This window comes from Caballeronia sp. SEWSISQ10-4 2, from assembly GCF_030464885.1.
Lineage (GTDB): Bacteria > Pseudomonadota > Gammaproteobacteria > Burkholderiales > Burkholderiaceae > Caballeronia.
Genome location: NZ_JALPRJ010000016.1, coordinates 92,739 through 108,059, shown reverse-complemented (window position 1 = coordinate 108,059; position 15,321 = coordinate 92,739). Strand labels below are relative to the sequence as shown.

At 59.0% G+C, this 15,321-nt stretch carries 11 protein-coding genes and 3 pseudogenes; 2 read left to right on the top strand and 12 right to left on the bottom strand.

Features of this window, described 5'->3' with window-relative positions; all coding sequences use genetic code 11:
- Positions 1–3: 3 nt before the first annotated feature.
- The 6 genes from tssG to tssB form a co-directional block, all read right to left on the bottom strand.
- On the bottom strand, positions 4–1,095 hold the full coding sequence (gene tssG, locus M0D69_RS13425; RefSeq protein ID WP_301782478.1) for a type VI secretion system baseplate subunit TssG: 1,092 nt from the start codon (positions 1,093–1,095) through the stop codon (positions 4–6).
- Positions 1,050–2,813: a type VI secretion system baseplate subunit TssF gene (tssF, locus tag M0D69_RS13420; protein WP_301782477.1), complete on the bottom strand. Its 1,764-nt coding sequence runs from the start codon at positions 2,811–2,813 to the stop codon at positions 1,050–1,052. The genes tssG and tssF overlap by 46 nt, the downstream gene beginning before the upstream one ends.
- A gap of 1 nt (position 2,814) precedes the next feature.
- Positions 2,815–3,276, bottom strand: coding sequence for a type VI secretion system baseplate subunit TssE (gene tssE, locus M0D69_RS13415; RefSeq protein ID WP_301782476.1), 462 nt, complete (start codon positions 3,274–3,276; stop codon positions 2,815–2,817).
- 60 nt (positions 3,277–3,336) lie between these two features.
- Entirely contained in the window at positions 3,337–3,828 is a 492-nt protein-coding gene (locus tag M0D69_RS13410) for a type VI secretion system tube protein Hcp (RefSeq protein WP_301782475.1), read from the bottom strand.
- Between the two features lie 67 nt (positions 3,829–3,895).
- A complete protein-coding gene (gene tssC / locus M0D69_RS13405) occupies positions 3,896–5,392 on the bottom strand; it encodes a type VI secretion system contractile sheath large subunit (protein WP_301782474.1) in 1,497 nt (498 codons plus the stop codon).
- An 81-nt stretch (positions 5,393–5,473) separates the two neighbouring features.
- A complete protein-coding gene (tssB, locus tag M0D69_RS13400) occupies positions 5,474–6,010 on the bottom strand; it encodes a type VI secretion system contractile sheath small subunit (RefSeq protein ID WP_301782473.1) in 537 nt (178 codons plus the stop codon).
- A 519-nt stretch (positions 6,011–6,529) separates the two neighbouring features.
- Here tssB and M0D69_RS13395 point away from each other — a divergent pair.
- Positions 6,530–7,000: an SRPBCC family protein gene (locus M0D69_RS13395; RefSeq protein WP_301782472.1), complete on the top strand. Its 471-nt coding sequence runs from the start codon at positions 6,530–6,532 to the stop codon at positions 6,998–7,000.
- A 316-nt stretch (positions 7,001–7,316) separates the two neighbouring features.
- On the opposite strand, the pseudogene M0D69_RS13390 reads toward M0D69_RS13395, so the two are convergent.
- From M0D69_RS13390 to M0D69_RS13365, 6 genes and pseudogenes are all read right to left on the bottom strand, one after another.
- Positions 7,317–7,921: pseudogene (locus M0D69_RS13390) on the bottom strand (branched-chain amino acid ABC transporter substrate-binding protein); the annotation flags it as partial.
- A gap of 8 nt (positions 7,922–7,929) precedes the next feature.
- Positions 7,930–8,538 (bottom strand): annotated as a pseudogene (locus tag M0D69_RS13385) (arginine deiminase-related protein); the annotation flags it as partial.
- Positions 8,539–8,590: 52 nt separating this feature from the next.
- A pseudogene (locus tag M0D69_RS13380) lies at positions 8,591–9,328 on the bottom strand (ornithine cyclodeaminase); the annotation flags it as partial.
- Between the two features lie 79 nt (positions 9,329–9,407).
- On the bottom strand, positions 9,408–10,313 hold the full coding sequence (locus tag M0D69_RS13375; RefSeq protein ID WP_301782471.1) for a GGDEF domain-containing protein: 906 nt from the start codon (positions 10,311–10,313) through the stop codon (positions 9,408–9,410).
- Positions 10,314–11,414: 1,101 nt separating this feature from the next.
- The gene (locus tag M0D69_RS13370) at positions 11,415–13,343 is read right to left on the bottom strand and encodes a bifunctional diguanylate cyclase/phosphodiesterase (protein WP_301782470.1); all 1,929 of its coding nucleotides are present in this window, start codon (positions 13,341–13,343) and stop codon (positions 11,415–11,417) included.
- Between the two features lie 466 nt (positions 13,344–13,809).
- Complete coding sequence (locus M0D69_RS13365) at positions 13,810–14,442, bottom strand: ABATE domain-containing protein (RefSeq protein ID WP_301782469.1); 633 nt, start codon at positions 14,440–14,442, stop codon at positions 13,810–13,812.
- Positions 14,443–14,611: 169 nt separating this feature from the next.
- Between M0D69_RS13365 and M0D69_RS13360 the strand changes: the two genes are divergently transcribed.
- The gene (locus M0D69_RS13360) at positions 14,612–15,307 is read left to right on the top strand and encodes an alpha/beta fold hydrolase (protein WP_301782468.1); all 696 of its coding nucleotides are present in this window, start codon (positions 14,612–14,614) and stop codon (positions 15,305–15,307) included.
- Positions 15,308–15,321: the final 14 nt, after the last annotated feature.

Sequence of the window (15,321 nt, the reverse complement as noted above, 5' to 3'; positions counted from 1 at the left end):
TCTTTATGTATGCCGCATGGGCGCAACGGCAGCCGCTGCGCGCAAGCTGAGCCGAACCGGCGCGGGCCGCGCTGCGCTAACTTCGCCTGCGTCGCCGCGCCGGCTCGCAAGCCACGACGTCCAACCGAGCCGGGCCGCCGACGTACCGCCCACAGTGCAGGCCGCGCGTGGCGACCCGGGTTGCAGCAGGAACTGGACGTCGAGGTCCTGCTGGAGATAACAGCGAATCAGCCACGCAGCCGTTTCATGCGCGCCGCCGCCCGGCAACAGTGCCGTGAAGCGCGCGGGATCAAGATCAAGAAATTCGATACGAATACCCGCCGCCTGATCCCAGCTACGCCGCCCGAGCACGGCAAGGCCGCCGAGACGCGGCGCGCGAGCGCCTGCGCGGGCAAGACGAAGCGTGTCGCGTGCATCGATCTCACGCCAGCCGCCAACGAACTGCGCGCCCCGCACGCGTACGCCAAGCCGGTCGGACAACAGCGCAAGCAGCCCAGTCAGCGAGTGCGGCGCGCCGCCGAACAACCCAGCGTGACGAAGCCAGAGCCGCGCGCCTCGCGGACCTCGTTCGCCACTGTGCAGACCGAGGTTGCCGAGCGCGTCGAGACAGGCCGCAAGCGCGGCGTCGTCGGGCTCGCGGCCGCTCAGGCCCGGCGCATGCTTCTGCCGGCTGCGGTACAGGAACGACAGGAAGCGATGATTGAAAATGTCCAGGAGATCGGCCATTGCCGGCTCGCGTGCCGTGCGCCGCGCCAGCACCATCTCCGTGAACGGCAGGGGCAAGGGGCCGTTCGCGCCCGCGAGCGTCATCACTGGCGTGCTCAGCATGTAGGTCTCGCGCGGTGTCTCTTCTACGTCCGGCAGCGCGTGACGACGCACCGTGCGAATATCGCTGGCTTCGAACGCGAGTGACACGTACCCCTTCAGGCGCACCGCTTCATCCGCGCCGTCGCCGGTCCCGAGTGCCCGCGCCCATGGCTGCGCACGCTCCAGCAAATGGATGGCCTGGAACAGGTCGAAACCCTGCGGCTGCGCGACCAGGCGAGCGATCAGAGCAGCTGCTGGCAACCGGTCATCGGCTCCCATTGCTTCCATATCTCGTCTCCCCGGCGCACTACCAGCCGTACAAAGGAATTGACCGACGTGTACATCGCGAAGAAGCGCGCAAGCACCGCTCCCATCAGCAACGGCGAGCCGCCGACAAACGCGTCGGCATCGAACTCGACGCTCACCTCCGTGCCGCGGCAATAGCCGCGCCACGCTTCACCGCCCACGTGCGCCGTGACGTTACGCGCCGAGATGCTCCTGATGCCGCGAATCTGGTCCTGCTCGCGCGGTCCCTCCGAGGCGAACAGGCGCAGCATCTCCTGCAGCTCGCGCTGACCGGTGGCCCCGTTGACCAGCGAGTGATAGTTGCGCGTCAGCAGCGATACCAGCCGCCAGAGCGTGTCGCTGCCGAGCGGCGGATTGCGTTGCGCAGTCGGTTCATAAAGACAGCGCACAGTCGTGTTCTGCGACACCCGTTCAACCAGCATGCGTGCACCGACCGGCACCTGTTCGGCGAGCCGGCGGTTGGTGCACAGCACGTTCGCGTAGACGACCGGCGCATCGGGCTGGCCGGTTACGTTGCTGGCATCGACGAAACCCAGGTACACGTCCACGCCGGGCACGTTGCTGCGCAAGCTGTGCTCGCGGCGGGCGAACCAGAACATCGAATCGCCGCCCGCCTCATTCCTGCCGATGTGGTCGGCCGCCGTGAAACACGACAGCGTCGTCGCTCGATCCTTGGCCGGATCGGACACGACCACCGACAGGATCGAATGGATCTCCGTGACCGGTTCGCGCTTCTGGTCCGCGACGAGCCGGTATTCGTAAGTGCGCTGGTCGATCACGACCGGTTCGCTCGTCTGCGAGAACAGGTTCACGATCGGCGTGCAGCCGAGCCTGAAATGCGGTGCGCCAAGCATGCCGAGTCCGCGCGGCACGTGGTCCAGATGCAGCACGACGTCGCAGGTGCGGCCCGTACCCAGACGACCGGCGGGCAAACTCAAGTCGAAGAAATGAAACTTGCGCGGGAATGCAAAATACTCCTGCATCAGCCCATACGCCGGATGCGCGTGCGACGGCTGCGGCAGCACGCTGTCCTCTTCGGCGTAACCAACCTCGCGCCATGAGGACGGCGACAGCATCACCGCCGGCCCCTGCGCCGGACGCAACGAGACATCGGTCACGCCCGACACGAGCAGCTCATAGAGCGGCATCGTCACCATCCAGTCCCCGTGCAGGTGGATGCGCAACTGCGTCAGGTCGAGTTCCGAGAAGTCGACTCCCGCCTCGCATTCAAGCGTGAGGCACAGCGTCGCGTCCTCGCCGAAGACCGCCCGGCTGATCTTTAACGGCCACAGCACGGTGTCCCATGCAGTGCGAAAGCGGCACGACTCTCCTTTTTCGGTGCGGGCGGCAAGACCCGTGTGACGCGGCACACGAAACCCCGCTGTCACCTTTCCCTGAGTGAGATCGAGATCGAACTGCGCGATGGTCATCGACGGAATTGTCTGCACCAGTGAAGGACAGACGTTCTCGAGCAATGCCCCGGCAATTTGCGGAAACGCCTGATCAAGATCGCGATGAACACGGGCGGCGAGAAACGCGGTCGCCTCGATCAGACGCTCCGTGTGCGGATCAAGCGATTCGGTGCCGTGCAGCGCGAGGCGTGCGGCGACCTTCGGATATCGCTGCGCAAAGTCGGCGCCCTGCGTGCGCAGGTACGAGAGCTCACGTTTGTAGTATTGAAGAATGTCGTCGGGCGCCATCTCAGTCAAGCTCCAGCGCACGCGTCTCGACGGCGCCGCTGCCGTCAGCGCCACTCACCAGTTCGAAGAAGACGTGCTCAACCGACTTTCCCTGGCGCATGTCGCCGTGGATGGCGAGTACTGCGTGATCCTCACGCCCCGGCGGAAATTCGAACGTCACGGTGACATTCGCAAGCCGCGGCTCGAACAGCTTGATTGCATGCCGGATCGCATTGGCTATCGCGTCCCGATCCGGGCCTGAACGCAGCGAACGTTCGGAGAAATCCGGCACGCCGTAGTCGGTCACCGTCCCGTCGCTCTGGAGAAATGCCGCCATCGTCAGGCGCGAACGCGCATTGAGCAGACGCGACAGTTCACGCGCAACGGATTGCCGAAGCGCATCCTCGCCGAGCATTGATGCGTCCGCGTTCTCGACGAGACGCTCGAAGAGAGGCAGGGGATAACCGTTGGCGATTGCCGACATAAACGCGAAACCGGTTGAGCGAGTTGGACCGTCGCCCGCTTGCAGGCGGGCGACGTTGTGTTACGCCTTGGGAGCGACGGCCTTGTTGGTCGAGCGATCCCAGCCGAACGGTGCAGTGCCCTTTTTCGTCGAGTCCGTGTTCTGCTGGGTGTATTGCGACGTCATCGCCGAATAGTTAATCGACAACGAATCCATCATGTCGGAGCCACCGCCGCTCGTCGCAATGTTTGCGATCATCGCGTTGGTGAGCACGTATTTCATGTGCAGCATGAACTTGCCGCCTTCATTGCGCCCGATGGAAATAGTCGCGTCGCCGAGCTTGGTGCCGGCGGCGCACGCCGCGTACAACGCGGGCGTTGACTGGTCCGTGCTCTTGCTCACCGAGAATTCGGAGAAAGCGGGGCGCCCCAGGGTGCGCTCCGTGTTGGAGGAATCGATGCCCATCGGCATTGCGACGCTGTGCGAAAACGACATGAGCAGGATACCGTCGGCGAAACCGTCAATCAGCGAGTTACCCTTAATATCCTTGAATTGAAGGATGATCGTATCCATGATTGGCCTGAATTAGAGTGTTATAGGAAGACAACACAACGCGCAGCGCGAAGCCGCGCGTCGTCCATCAAGCTGCCGCGGCGGGCAGGTCTGCAACCAGACGAATCGATGCCGTGAGCTCTTCCATCTGGAAGTGCGGCTTCAGGAAGCAGGTCGCGCGATACGCGCCCGGCTTGCCGGGAACCTCGGTGACATCGACCCGCGCTTCGCCCAAGGGGAAACGCGCCTTCTGCGCATGCGATGCCGCCGGGTTGATCAGCACGTAGTCGGCAATCCAGTTGTTCAGATACGTCTCCACGTCGGCGCGCGACTGAAAGCTGCCGATCTTGTCGCGCATCATCACCTTGATGTAGTGCGCGAAGCGCGACGCCGCGAGCACGAACGGCAGGCGTGCCGACAGTTGCGCGTTGGCATTGGCCGCATCCTTGTTGTAGACCTTGGGCTTGTTGGCCGTCTGTCCGCCGAAGAAGGTCGCGAAGTTCGAGCCTTTCGAATTGACGAGCGCAACGAAGCCGAGATCGCTCAGTTCCTTCTCGCGGCGATCGGTGATCGTGACTTCGGTCGGGCATTTGAGAACAACATCGCCTTCGCTGGTCTTGTAGGCATGTGCGGCGATGCCGTCTACCTTGCCGCCGCCTTCAACACCGCGAATCGCGGTTGCCCAGCTATATTTCGCGTAGGCATCCGTGATACGCAGGCCGAGTTGATATGCGGCGTTCGCCCACAGGTATTTGTTGTGATCCGTGCCGTCGACGTTTTCTTCAAAGTTGAAGTTCTCAACCGGCTTGGTCTTCGCGCCGTACGGCAAGCGCGCCGCGTAGTTCGGCAGCACGAGCGTCACGTAGCGCGAATCTTCCGACTCGCGGAAGCTGCGCCAGCCGGCCAGTTCAGCGCTTTCGAAAGTCTTCGACAGATCGCGTGCAACACCGAGTTCGGTATAGGACTTGAGATCGAACAGGCTCGGGGCCGCTGCTGCGATGAACGGCGCATGCGCGGCCGCCGCGACGCGCGAGATGCGCTCGAGCAGCGCGATGTCCTGCGGGTGACGGCCAAATGCGTAGTCGCCGATCAGCAGCGAATACGGCTGACCGCCGAAGGTACCGTATTCGTCTTCGTAGATCTTCTTGAACAGCACGCTCATGTCGTGATCGACGGCCGATTCGAGATCCTTGAGCAGCTCTTTCTTCGTGACGTTGAGCAGGCGCAGCTTCAGGCGCGTGCTCGTCTCGGTGCCGTAGACCATGTCATGCATACCGCTCCACGACGCTTCGAGCGCCTGAAAAGCGGAATCGTGCATGATTGCGTTGAGCTGGTCCGTGAGCAGCTTGTCGATTTCAGCGACACGCTCGTTGATCATCGCCACAACGCTCTTGTCGGGGCTCGTGCGCATGCCCTCGTCGAGAATTTGTGAGGCAAGCTGACCGATCAGCTTCTTCGCGTAGACTCCCTGCGAAGGTTCAACGGCCATGTTGCCTTCCTGAACGATGCGCTCAAGCAGGCTGAGCTCGCTCACATTCGTGGTCGTCCCGGCTACCGCGACTTCGGCGGCAGAATTCGTTTCCATTGCATTACCCCTGGGAAGTTCGTTGCGTCAGCGACGCGGAGAATGGGTCCGTTTTTGTCCGTCTTGGTCCGATTGGGTCCGTTACTCGGACGGCAAGTCTTCGGCCACTGACGCGGCGGACGTATCGCCCGCTTGCGCCTGGCTCTGCACTTTCTTCAATTCTTCGGAATTCTGCACAATGCTTTCGAGCATCGAGTCGAGTTCGTCGTTGCCGTCGAGCTTCGCGAGCAGATCGCGCAGCTGTTGCCGGGCTTCGAGCAGCTTGGCGAGGCGCGGCACCTGGCTTACCAGGCTTTCCGGATGGAAATCGGAGAACTTTTCGAAATGCAGCTCGACCTTCAGGTTGCCTTCGCCTTTCATGGTGTCGGGTACCGACAGGTCGAGGCGCGGGCGGATCTTGCTCATGATTTCGTCGAAATTATCGCGATCGATTTCGACTAGGCGGCGTTCCTTGAGCTTGGGCAACGGTGTTGCGGGTTGACCTGAGAGATCGGCGAGCAGGCCGACGACCATGGGCAATTCACGCTTTTCGACGGCATCGCCGAGCTCAACGTCGTAGGTAATCTGAACGCGCGGGGGGCGATTGCGTCCCACCCACTGCTGTAAACTGTTGGACATGAACCTCTCCGGGAATGAGAAAATCTAGTGCGTTGGAAATCACCCAACTCGCAGTGATCGTCTGCGGGTGGACACGATAAACAGTGGGATTGGGAAGCGATGACGCACGACAGCCCAGGTGCTTGTTGCTAGCGCACCTGTAGCAGGGTCAATGCAATCCCCCGACGCATTGACGACGACGAGTGTAGGTCGGTGGTTGTGGCCGAATTGATCGGGTGTCTCAGTTTTTGAAATAAATTTCGGGGATGCGGGGACGCTGCTCGCCGGGGGGTGGTTGGCTTAGCGGTCAGGGTTGATGCCCCGTTGAGATAGCGCATTCAGCCAAGTTTGAACGACACCCGGCACAATGTACTACGAACGCTGAAAGGACTTCGCGTAGGCCGGACCCATCTATTCGGAGAGGTGATACGCAGGAACAATCCCGACTAATGGCGAACGCGTGCGTCAACTCCTAGAATTCAGATCCGCACCATATCGGTCACGCGGAGCGCCAAACAAACTATCCAATAGGAGACAGACGTGATTAGTGTCAGCCGCAAACTTGAAGTCAATCCCAACGATAGCTCGGAACTTGTACGTCTCAACCGTCAACAGGTATGGGAAGGACTGGTTCGCAAGGCGGAAAATGCTGTCCCTTTTGTCGCAGCGATCACTCGTTGTTCAATCGTTGAGCAGCATCCGCACCGCTTGATCCGCGAGATCGTGCTGCATGGGGAGACGATGCGTGAATTGATTCTGTTCTTCCCCGAAGGGCGCGTCGAATTCATCCGCCTTTCTGGGAAAGCGAAAGGACAAATCAAGAACATCCTGGAAGAAGATTCGACCGGAAAACTGTACCTGCGTTTTACGTTCGATCTCGTGCTTGATGGCGTTGAGGGCGGCAGCGCAGAAGAAGTCGAGTTCGCCGATAGTATGGAAGTGGCTTATCTGGATGCCGTGAATACGACGTTGCGCAGGATTCGCGAAGAAGCGGTAGCAAGGGCTTCGTGAGTTTGCGGAGGCGGCGGGCAATGCGGAACTCATGTTCCCGCATATGCCGCGATGGAGGCAAGAGCCAGAGGTACTGGCCTCTTTGAACTTCCGGACCATTGAAAATGTCAGTTAGCAAAGCTGTCATTTTTTTTAACGAGTGCGAGGCGGTCGTAAAATCAGACTACACGCCGAAGTTGAGCCACAGTCGGCGGTAGTCGCTGAACACTACGCGTGTTCGATCGGCCCCCGTGAACGCCGCCATCGCGTCAAGTAGCGCGAGAAAATGCAGCCAGATCTGTATCCGGCTGCTTTCAGTTCGCCTAACTGTAGAGACTTACATCTTCAAAACGTCCAGCAGCTTCTGCTTCCCGTCAACGTACTCATAGAGCGAGATTGTGGTTTGCCTAAGATCGCCGTGCGAATCGAATTGTGTCAGCCCGATTACGCCGGCGTACGCAGTGAATGGCATTGCAGCAAGAATGTTCGCGGGCTCGATCGAACCCGCGCGCTTCATCGCATCGACGATGATATACACCGCGTCATACGTAAATGGCGCATAGACCTCGATTCGCTTATTAAAGCGCGCGACATAGCGGCTCTCGAACGCCTTCCCTTCTGCCATCTTCTCAAGCGGCATGCCGGCGATCGAACAAATGATGTTCTTGCTTGCGTCGCCCGCGAGTCCCGCCACCTTCGGCGTACAGACGCCGTCGCCGGCCAGTATCTTCACGTTCATCGCCGGTTGCGTCGCCTGCCTGGCGAGCGGTCCGCCCGTCGAATCCATCCCTCCATACATGATGACATCGGGATGTTCACCCTTGAGCCTGGTCAGGATTGCCCGGAAATCGATCGACTTGTCTGTGGCTGCGTCGTGTGACACCACGTTCTGCCCGCGCTTCTTGCTCTCTTTTCAAACTCGTTCGCGAGTCCTTGCCCGTATCGATTGTGACACTCATCATGACGTTGGTGTGATAGATCGCGTGGCCTGCGCGGTCGGACGTGTCGAAGCACATCGGCTCGAAATTGAAATGCGTACAGAAGCGCTCCAGCGCGACCGGATCGGCGCGGCGTGAACGCGCCGCATAGGCCACCCGGGCTACATGATCGAGCACCGTGGCACCAGTTCCTTCCAGGAAAACACCGTCGTACTCCAACCCTGAGTAGTCGATCACGTCCTGCACCCGGTAATTCGCCTTGAGCATCTCGACGACATCCGTGCGGCGCTCACGCCGGCGGTTCGCGCAGTGCATCGGGTACAGCGCAATGTGACCCCCGGCGTGGGTCGATAGCCAGTTGTTCGGGAACACCGAATCCGGCGGCCGACCCTCGCCGTGATCGTCAAAAACGTGGGTGCGTACGCCCGCTGCCTCCAACGCCGCCGCCGCGTTCGTGACTTCGTTGCGCGCGGCGGCGGCGACCCCTGCCCTCTCCTCGTAGTTGTGTCCGGCGTCGCAGCGCTGGAAGGCGTTGTCCGCCGCGGTCTCCGGGTTAGGGTGGAAGCAATGCGGCCGGATCATGACAACGGCGCTGGGCGCCTGAATCGAAATAAGGCTCATGAAAGTCGAGTAGCGGGAGTGATGGCTCGTTTTGCCAGTTGGTTCGTCATGCTTAGCGGCCAAACACCAACGAGCCGTAGGTGCTCGTGCCTGCCACCTCGGCTTGATGGGACCCTGCCAGTTCGCCGAACAGGTTCTTTGGGTCGACGACCGGCGGGATCAGCGCAACCTCGACGCCGGCATTGCGTGCCTGGGCGAGCGCAAACAGATATCGCAGTGCCGAGTAGTCTTCGAGCGCAAAGCCTACCGAATCGAATACCGTCACCTGATCGGCACGTTCGCGGCCGGCCACTTCGCCGCGCAGTACGCGCCAGAGTTCGATTACTGGGAAATCACCCGGTAGTTGCTGAATGTCGCCTTCAATACGCGTCTGCGGTTCGTACTCGACGATCACGCGCGCGAGACGGAGCACCTCGGCGTGGAGTTCGGTCTTGCCCGGGCAATCGCCGCCCACTGCATTGATGTGCATGCCCGGCTCGATCATCTCGGGGGTAATGATCGTTGCATACGCCTTGTCAGCCGTGACGGTCGTCACGATGTCCGCGCCTCGCACCGCATCGGCTGTCGACTTTGCGCGCACGACGCGCAGTTCCGGGTGGCCCGCGAGATTGCCGATCAACTTGTCCGTCGCACGCGCATCGACGTCGAACACACGAATCTCGTTGATACCGAGCAGCATATGGAACGCGAGCGCCTGGAATTCGCTTTGCGCACCGTTGCCGATCAACGCCATGCTCCGCGAGTCCGGGCGTACAAGCGCCTTTGCGACCGCGGCGGACGTTGCCGCGGTGCTATTTGATCAAGTCTTCGGCGACCGGACTTCGCGCGGCAAGCCGCACATCAGCGTCAGACCTTTTGCAATAATGCGGTCAGTTCGGTTTCGGTCCGTCCTTGGCGGCTCCAACGGCTTCGTCGCCCGCAGAGAGCGCGGATACGACACGATTTCGTCCCATGGCCTTTGCTGAGTAGAGCGCTGCGTCAGATCGTGCCATCAGGTTTGCCAGCGTCTCGTTAGCTTGATATTCATCTACGCCAGCACTGAACGTGCACGTCACTTCTCCACGAGGTATGGCTAACGTAGACGCAGCCAGGTGCAGGCGCAAACTGTTCACCAACGTGAGCGCATCGGCTCTGGATGTTTCAGGGAGCAGTATTGCAAACTCTTCCCCGCCAAGACGCCCAAAAATGTCTCCTCGCCGGATACCCTGCGACACGATCGAGGAAAAGTGGGATAGCGCGCGGTCTCCAGCCGCGTGGCCGTGAGCGTCATTGACGGCCTTGAAGTTGTCGATGTCGAGGATTGCAACCGCGAACCGGGACCTCGTGCGGTTTGCACGCTCCAACTGCAACTCGGCCTGAGCCATAAACTCGCGCCGCACGAGCGCACCCGTCAACTCATCGATAGCTGCCAACTGCTCCATCCTCTCCCCCATACGGTCATACGCAAGCATGAGCGCGCCGATAGACAGACACGGCAGGGTGATGATGCCGAGCCCGAGAAACGCAATGTTCATTGGCGTCGGCTCGAGAAACCGTGTGTGATGTTCCCAGCCGAGGCAAACGGCCAGCCCGCGAGCAATATGAACGACCCCGCCGAGCGCGGCGACAATCGCTACGAATTGGTAGCTGTACCCCGGTCGGTGTAGCGGCCTCCTGGTGTAGGTTGTCCAGCCCACCAGCAGACGAACATAGGCTAAAAAGATAGATATCAGAACAATCCGGGCACTGACGTTCGGCGAAAAACAGGTCCAGTAAACAACGCCGATTACCAGCATCGCGTACGCCGCAACCTCATAGGGCCGCGAAGGTCGAAGGCCGAAGAATAGTCGGCAACCTTGCAGGACGAGGAATGCGGCACCGGCGAATAGCGTACTCGTAGCGATAACCGTCAGGGGCGTCGGCGAACTGCCATTCAAGGCCAACGCAACAAACGCGGCCACAATCAGGATGTTTGCACTGATCCAGCGAAACAAGCCGGGTATCCCGGACCGCACCAGCGAGCCAAATACGACTACGCTGATCGCGCCGGACATAATTCCGACGACGTAAAAAGCGACGGGACTGAACATATACTTTCAATGGGAAATATGACTGAAAAGATTCGCGCGAGTCGAATAGGTAGAGCGCCGGACATTCTCGTCGCCGCCTCGCACAGAGGTGCCGGACGACGACACTCGCGGCTCAAATGATACGCTCTGGGATCAAATCTTCATAAAAATGCGATGTGATGTCGCATTCTCTCGCGCTGGCGTAGCGGCACGTCGCGTGCACGGCTGGAAATAACCGAGGGACTGGCTGAAGTGACTTCGATTGTCTCAGCTCGGTCCACAACGGACCCTTCAGATTTGCCCATAGCGGCCATTCACCATATGCTGCAAACCGCGCCGGTAGGATACCGCCCGTGCCCTACTCTTATCGCACTTAATCGGCCAGTGAAATTCCAGATTGAGGGCAAAGTCGGCATCTCGGCTCCGACGCATCAGATCAGCCGCGCAATGAAATCGTTGCGTAGTCAGGGACCGTCTTCATACGCCTCGCTAACGGATGAGGGCGGTCACGCGGCCCAGAGGAAGCGAACATGTGCTTCACCTGCCAAGCTATACCAGTCAGCGAAATCACAATCGAAGCCTAGTCTTGCTGTGTTAGTAGCGGCGTTGTCGCGTTAGCGTGCCGAGAACAGCCACCAGCCGACCCGCAGGCGCGAGCGCCAAAGGTGCGGCTTCGCGATGCGCGTCGCACGCAGGCGTCTCTCTCATGCGTTGTCCCAATCCATCAGCACGTCGAGTTGCCCAGACATCGAATGAACGCGGCATGTCATCGTGCTGTACTCAAGGAACGCTTCGCCACACGGCATGGTTGGACTATTACTCGCCCGGTCAAATCACCTGAGCAACGGTCGCCGGTTGTTCGAGAAAACCAACGACTTCGTCTGCCGAAATTGGCTTGGAATACAGATATCCCTGAACCGTCAGATCTCCAAGTGTTTTGAGAATGGCCAATTCGTCTCTTGTCTCTACGCCTTCAACAATACAATCAAGGCCCATATCTCGACTGAGCGCGAGAAGAGACTTGACGATCTTATAGCTCGCGGGGTTTTTGTTTAGATCCGTGACAAAACTGCGATCGACCTTAATTTTGGTGAGCGGCAGCGCATGGAGGTGCGTCAGGCTCGAAAAACCTGTGCCAAAGTCGTCCAGGGAAATGCCGCATCCGAGCGATCGCAAAGTCTCTGTGGCACTACGAACTTGCGAAAAATCACGAATAAAAGCAGTTTCGGTTATTTCGAGATCCAGGCGAGCGGGATTGAAGCCACTCCTCCTGATCTCCGTAATTATGTCGAGGACGTTCTCGGGCGAGCTAAGATCGTGGGCAGACAGGTTAAACGAAAGACGGATGTGACCAGGCCAAAGTGACGCGTGCGCCAGCGCCTTTCTCAATAGCGTCAGGGTGATCGCCAAGATCATCCCTGTTCTTTCAGCAACGTGAATGAATTGCGTTGGCGAAACTGAACCCAATGTGGGACTGAACCAGCGAGCAAGTGCTTCGAATCCGATTGTCGTTCGACTCGAAACATTGACGATCGGTTGGAACACTACCGTCAGTTCGTCTTCAAGGATTGCGTGTTGTAGCGCCTGTTCAATTTTCGCATCGGATCGAATTTTGGCGTCGTGATCAATGGAAAAAAGTGTCACCTTGCCACGACCCGCGCGCTTTCCGTGATAGAGCGCATAGTCGGCGTTTGCAAACAATTGTACCGTGTCATTTGCCATATCGGGATAGACGGAGAATCCTAGCGATCCGCCTATTTGCAGCGTTGTATCCCCCAGCGACGCAGCAGTTCGTATCGCAGAACAGATCAGTTCTCCAGTCGCCACAAGTTCGTCTGTATCGCCGAAGTTTGAGGCCACAATCGAAAACTCATCCCCGCCGAGCCTTGCAACATAGTAGTTTTCTGGACATATATTTCCCAGGCGCTTCCCAATAGTCTGAAGCAGTTTATCGCCGGTCGCATGACCATAGATGTCATTGATGGGTTTGAAACCATCCAGGTCGATAATGCCGACGGCGAGACGGGTTCCATCGGATTTCGCCTTCGCATACGCGTTGTCAAGGTAGGAAAAAAATGCGCGACGGTTAGCCAAACCCGTCAGGCTGTCAACATTTGCAAGGCGGAAATTTTCCGCACGCGCACTCACCATGCCGGTAAAGTCACGATAGTGGACCATCAGTATGGCGAGCATGGCCGCGGAGACAAGCGCGGTGTTGATGGCGATTGCGACAAAGACCAGGTTCCCTGACAGGGAAAAGAAAATGACAAACGAGCCGTTGACGATGAAAGCAACCGTGAAAGCGGCCGGCCGCAAATGCATCAAGCAGAAAATCACACCGATAACGGTGATCGCCATATAAAAGGCTACGTGAACCTTTTCGTAGGCGTCGCCGTAGGGAAATAGCATGAGTGCCCACAGCGTGAAAGCAAGGGCAATAATGCTTGAGAGCCGTTGGGTACGGGACAGTGCCTTTAACGCAATATCGCGGGTTGCGTCCTGCTTCGAAAGACGCAGCCAACTGATCACCCGCATGACTGAGATCACGGTCATGACAACCGGTATGTCGATTGTCATCCATCGCGGCGCGACGTGCATGTGGGTCACCGCCAAACCCCATGTATTGATCATCAACATCACGTACATGAGCGGCATCTGAAACGTGAAAGCTCGATACTGAGCGATCAGTAGATCTGGATCGTGTCTGGGGATAGCCGCAATTTCTTTAACGGCTTTCAACCATTTCGTGAGCTCCATTATTACGCATCCTTGCGCTCTATCGGAAACAAGTCCAATCCGCGACATCTGACTATAAGATTCCAAAGGAGCGAGGCCAATAGCCGTGGCAGTTATATCGGTATACGGCGATGCGCTTCGATCTCTGTAGTGAGACCGGGGTAGGGATTTCCTGAAATTGTTGTAGGGATATGTTTCTTGAGTAAATGTGACGAGGTCGGGAGCACGGTGGAGCAAGGTCATGACGGTAAATCTGAACGCCCGGCCGAGTTATTGAAATTTCCCTGCAATTGTTTGGTATGGCACGCGAAAGGAGGCTGAACTCCCGGTTGACCGTTAGCGCCGGCCCATCTCACTCATTACACGCTGCATCAAACATCGGTGGCATGCCATCGGGACCACACGACTGCCTATCCGCCGCCTGCCCCATCTCCCCGAAGATACTGCCGCCGCGTTTGATCCAGTACGTCGGAAGACCAAAGCAACCTCAGCGGTTTTCCTGCTCCCTGAGCCGCTTGCGGTGAGCGGCAACCTTCGCGCGGTTACCGCAGATCGCCATGCTGCACCACCGGCGGGCGTGGCCACGGGTGTGATCGGCAAACATCAACGTGCATCTAGGGCCTTCGCACGCTTTCACGTACGTGAGGTCTTCCTCACAAACGAGTCTGGCCAGCGCCTCGGCTATCGGCATCAGCAACGACGCTGCTGACTGCCAGCGTCGATTCGCGCGAAGTTCAAAGCTCGTCACGCCACCCGCGATATTCGTGACGATTTCACCGTGCTGCTGATCCCGCTCGAGCAGTTGATTCAAGGGTTCGATCTCACGCAGGTCTTTGGCGACCAGCGGCCGCCCCTTCCTCTTCCGGACAAATTCCCTGAACCACTCGCGCAGATCGCGGGCCCGCGCCGCGACGTCGTCGAGCTCGGCAGCCGTGGACCGAACACGTATTTCTTCGAGGGCTGCGCCGGGCACCAGCTCCGCCTGTTCCAACCAGGCAAGCAGGCCTTCCCCGTCGCTGATCCAGTCGACTTCTTCATCCACCGGCGTCGCGACCGAGTTCAGAAAATCCAGGCCAGGTGCATCGGCGACGAATATTGCGGGGATCTGACGGTAGTCCATATCTCATGACGAATGCAAAGTGACGATCAGCACACTGTAACCGCTAAAAATGCTATTGACAAGTTACATGACTCGTTTGTAACCTTTAAAAACCGTTTAGGCGGTTACAGAGCACGCGACGCGATGTGCGTTCATCACAAGCAGCACCCCGTCTTCAAAGGAGCGAGAAATGTCTATTGGCAACGTGAGCGCGGTGCTTGTGCACGGCGCATGGGCAGATGGCTCAAGCTGGAGCAAGGTCATCGAAGGTCTGAAGGCACATGGCATCAATGCAGTCGCGGCGCCCCTGCCGCTTAGCTCTTTGCGTGACGACGTGGCAGCCCTCGATAGAACGCTCGAACGCATCGACGGTCCGGTGGTGCTTGCCGGGCACGCTTACGCCGGCGCGGTTATCGGATCGACGCACGCCGACAACATCAAGGCGTTGGTCTACGTAGCGGCGCTTGCGCCGGACGTTGGCGAAACTGTGGGCGACGTGTTCTACCGCGGCAAAGCGCACCCGCTGGCGCCCAAGCTCTCACCGGATCGTCATGGCCTGATATGGCTGCCCGAGGAGGCATTCGCAGCGGCGTTCGCTCAGAACGCGGGGACGCAGGAGCTGACAGTGCTCGGCGCGGTTCAACGTCCCATTTCGGTTTCGTGCATCGGCGAGGCGCTCGGGCGCCCGCTCTGGAAGGATCGGCCGAGCTGGTTCCTGATCGCCGAGCAAGACCGGATGATCAATCCCGACACGCAACATTTCATGGCACAGCGCATGAACGCGCACGTGCATTCACACCAGGTCGATCACACGCCTATCGTCACGGCTCCTGACGCCGTCATCAGCGTAATCGTCGAAGCGGCCCAAACAGTCTCGGTTCGTTAAGAATACCTGCAACC

What these genes read in the sequence shown, in the direction of transcription:
- tssF (WP_301782477.1), bottom strand. Translation starts at nt 2,813, where the DNA reads ATGGCGCCCGACGACATTCTTCAATACTACAAACGTGAGCTCTCGTAC.
- tssE (WP_301782476.1), bottom strand. Translation starts at nt 3,276, where the DNA reads ATGTCGGCAATCGCCAACGGTTATCCCCTGCCTCTCTTCGAGCGTCTC.
- tssG (WP_301782478.1), bottom strand. Translation starts at nt 1,095, where the DNA reads ATGGAAGCAATGGGAGCCGATGACCGGTTGCCAGCAGCTGCTCTGATC.
- M0D69_RS13365 (WP_301782469.1), bottom strand. Translation starts at nt 14,442, where the DNA reads ATGGACTACCGTCAGATCCCCGCAATATTCGTCGCCGATGCACCTGGC.
- M0D69_RS13360 (WP_301782468.1), top strand. Translation starts at nt 14,612, where the DNA reads ATGTCTATTGGCAACGTGAGCGCGGTGCTTGTGCACGGCGCATGGGCA.
- M0D69_RS13410 (WP_301782475.1), bottom strand. Translation starts at nt 3,828, where the DNA reads ATGGATACGATCATCCTTCAATTCAAGGATATTAAGGGTAACTCGCTG.
- tssC (WP_301782474.1), bottom strand. Translation starts at nt 5,392, where the DNA reads ATGGAAACGAATTCTGCCGCCGAAGTCGCGGTAGCCGGGACGACCACG.
- M0D69_RS13375 (WP_301782471.1), bottom strand. Translation starts at nt 10,313, where the DNA reads ATGCTGGTAATCGGCGTTGTTTACTGGACCTGTTTTTCGCCGAACGTC.
- M0D69_RS13370 (WP_301782470.1), bottom strand. Translation starts at nt 13,343, where the DNA reads ATGGAGCTCACGAAATGGTTGAAAGCCGTTAAAGAAATTGCGGCTATC.
- tssB (WP_301782473.1), bottom strand. Translation starts at nt 6,010, where the DNA reads ATGTCCAACAGTTTACAGCAGTGGGTGGGACGCAATCGCCCCCCGCGC.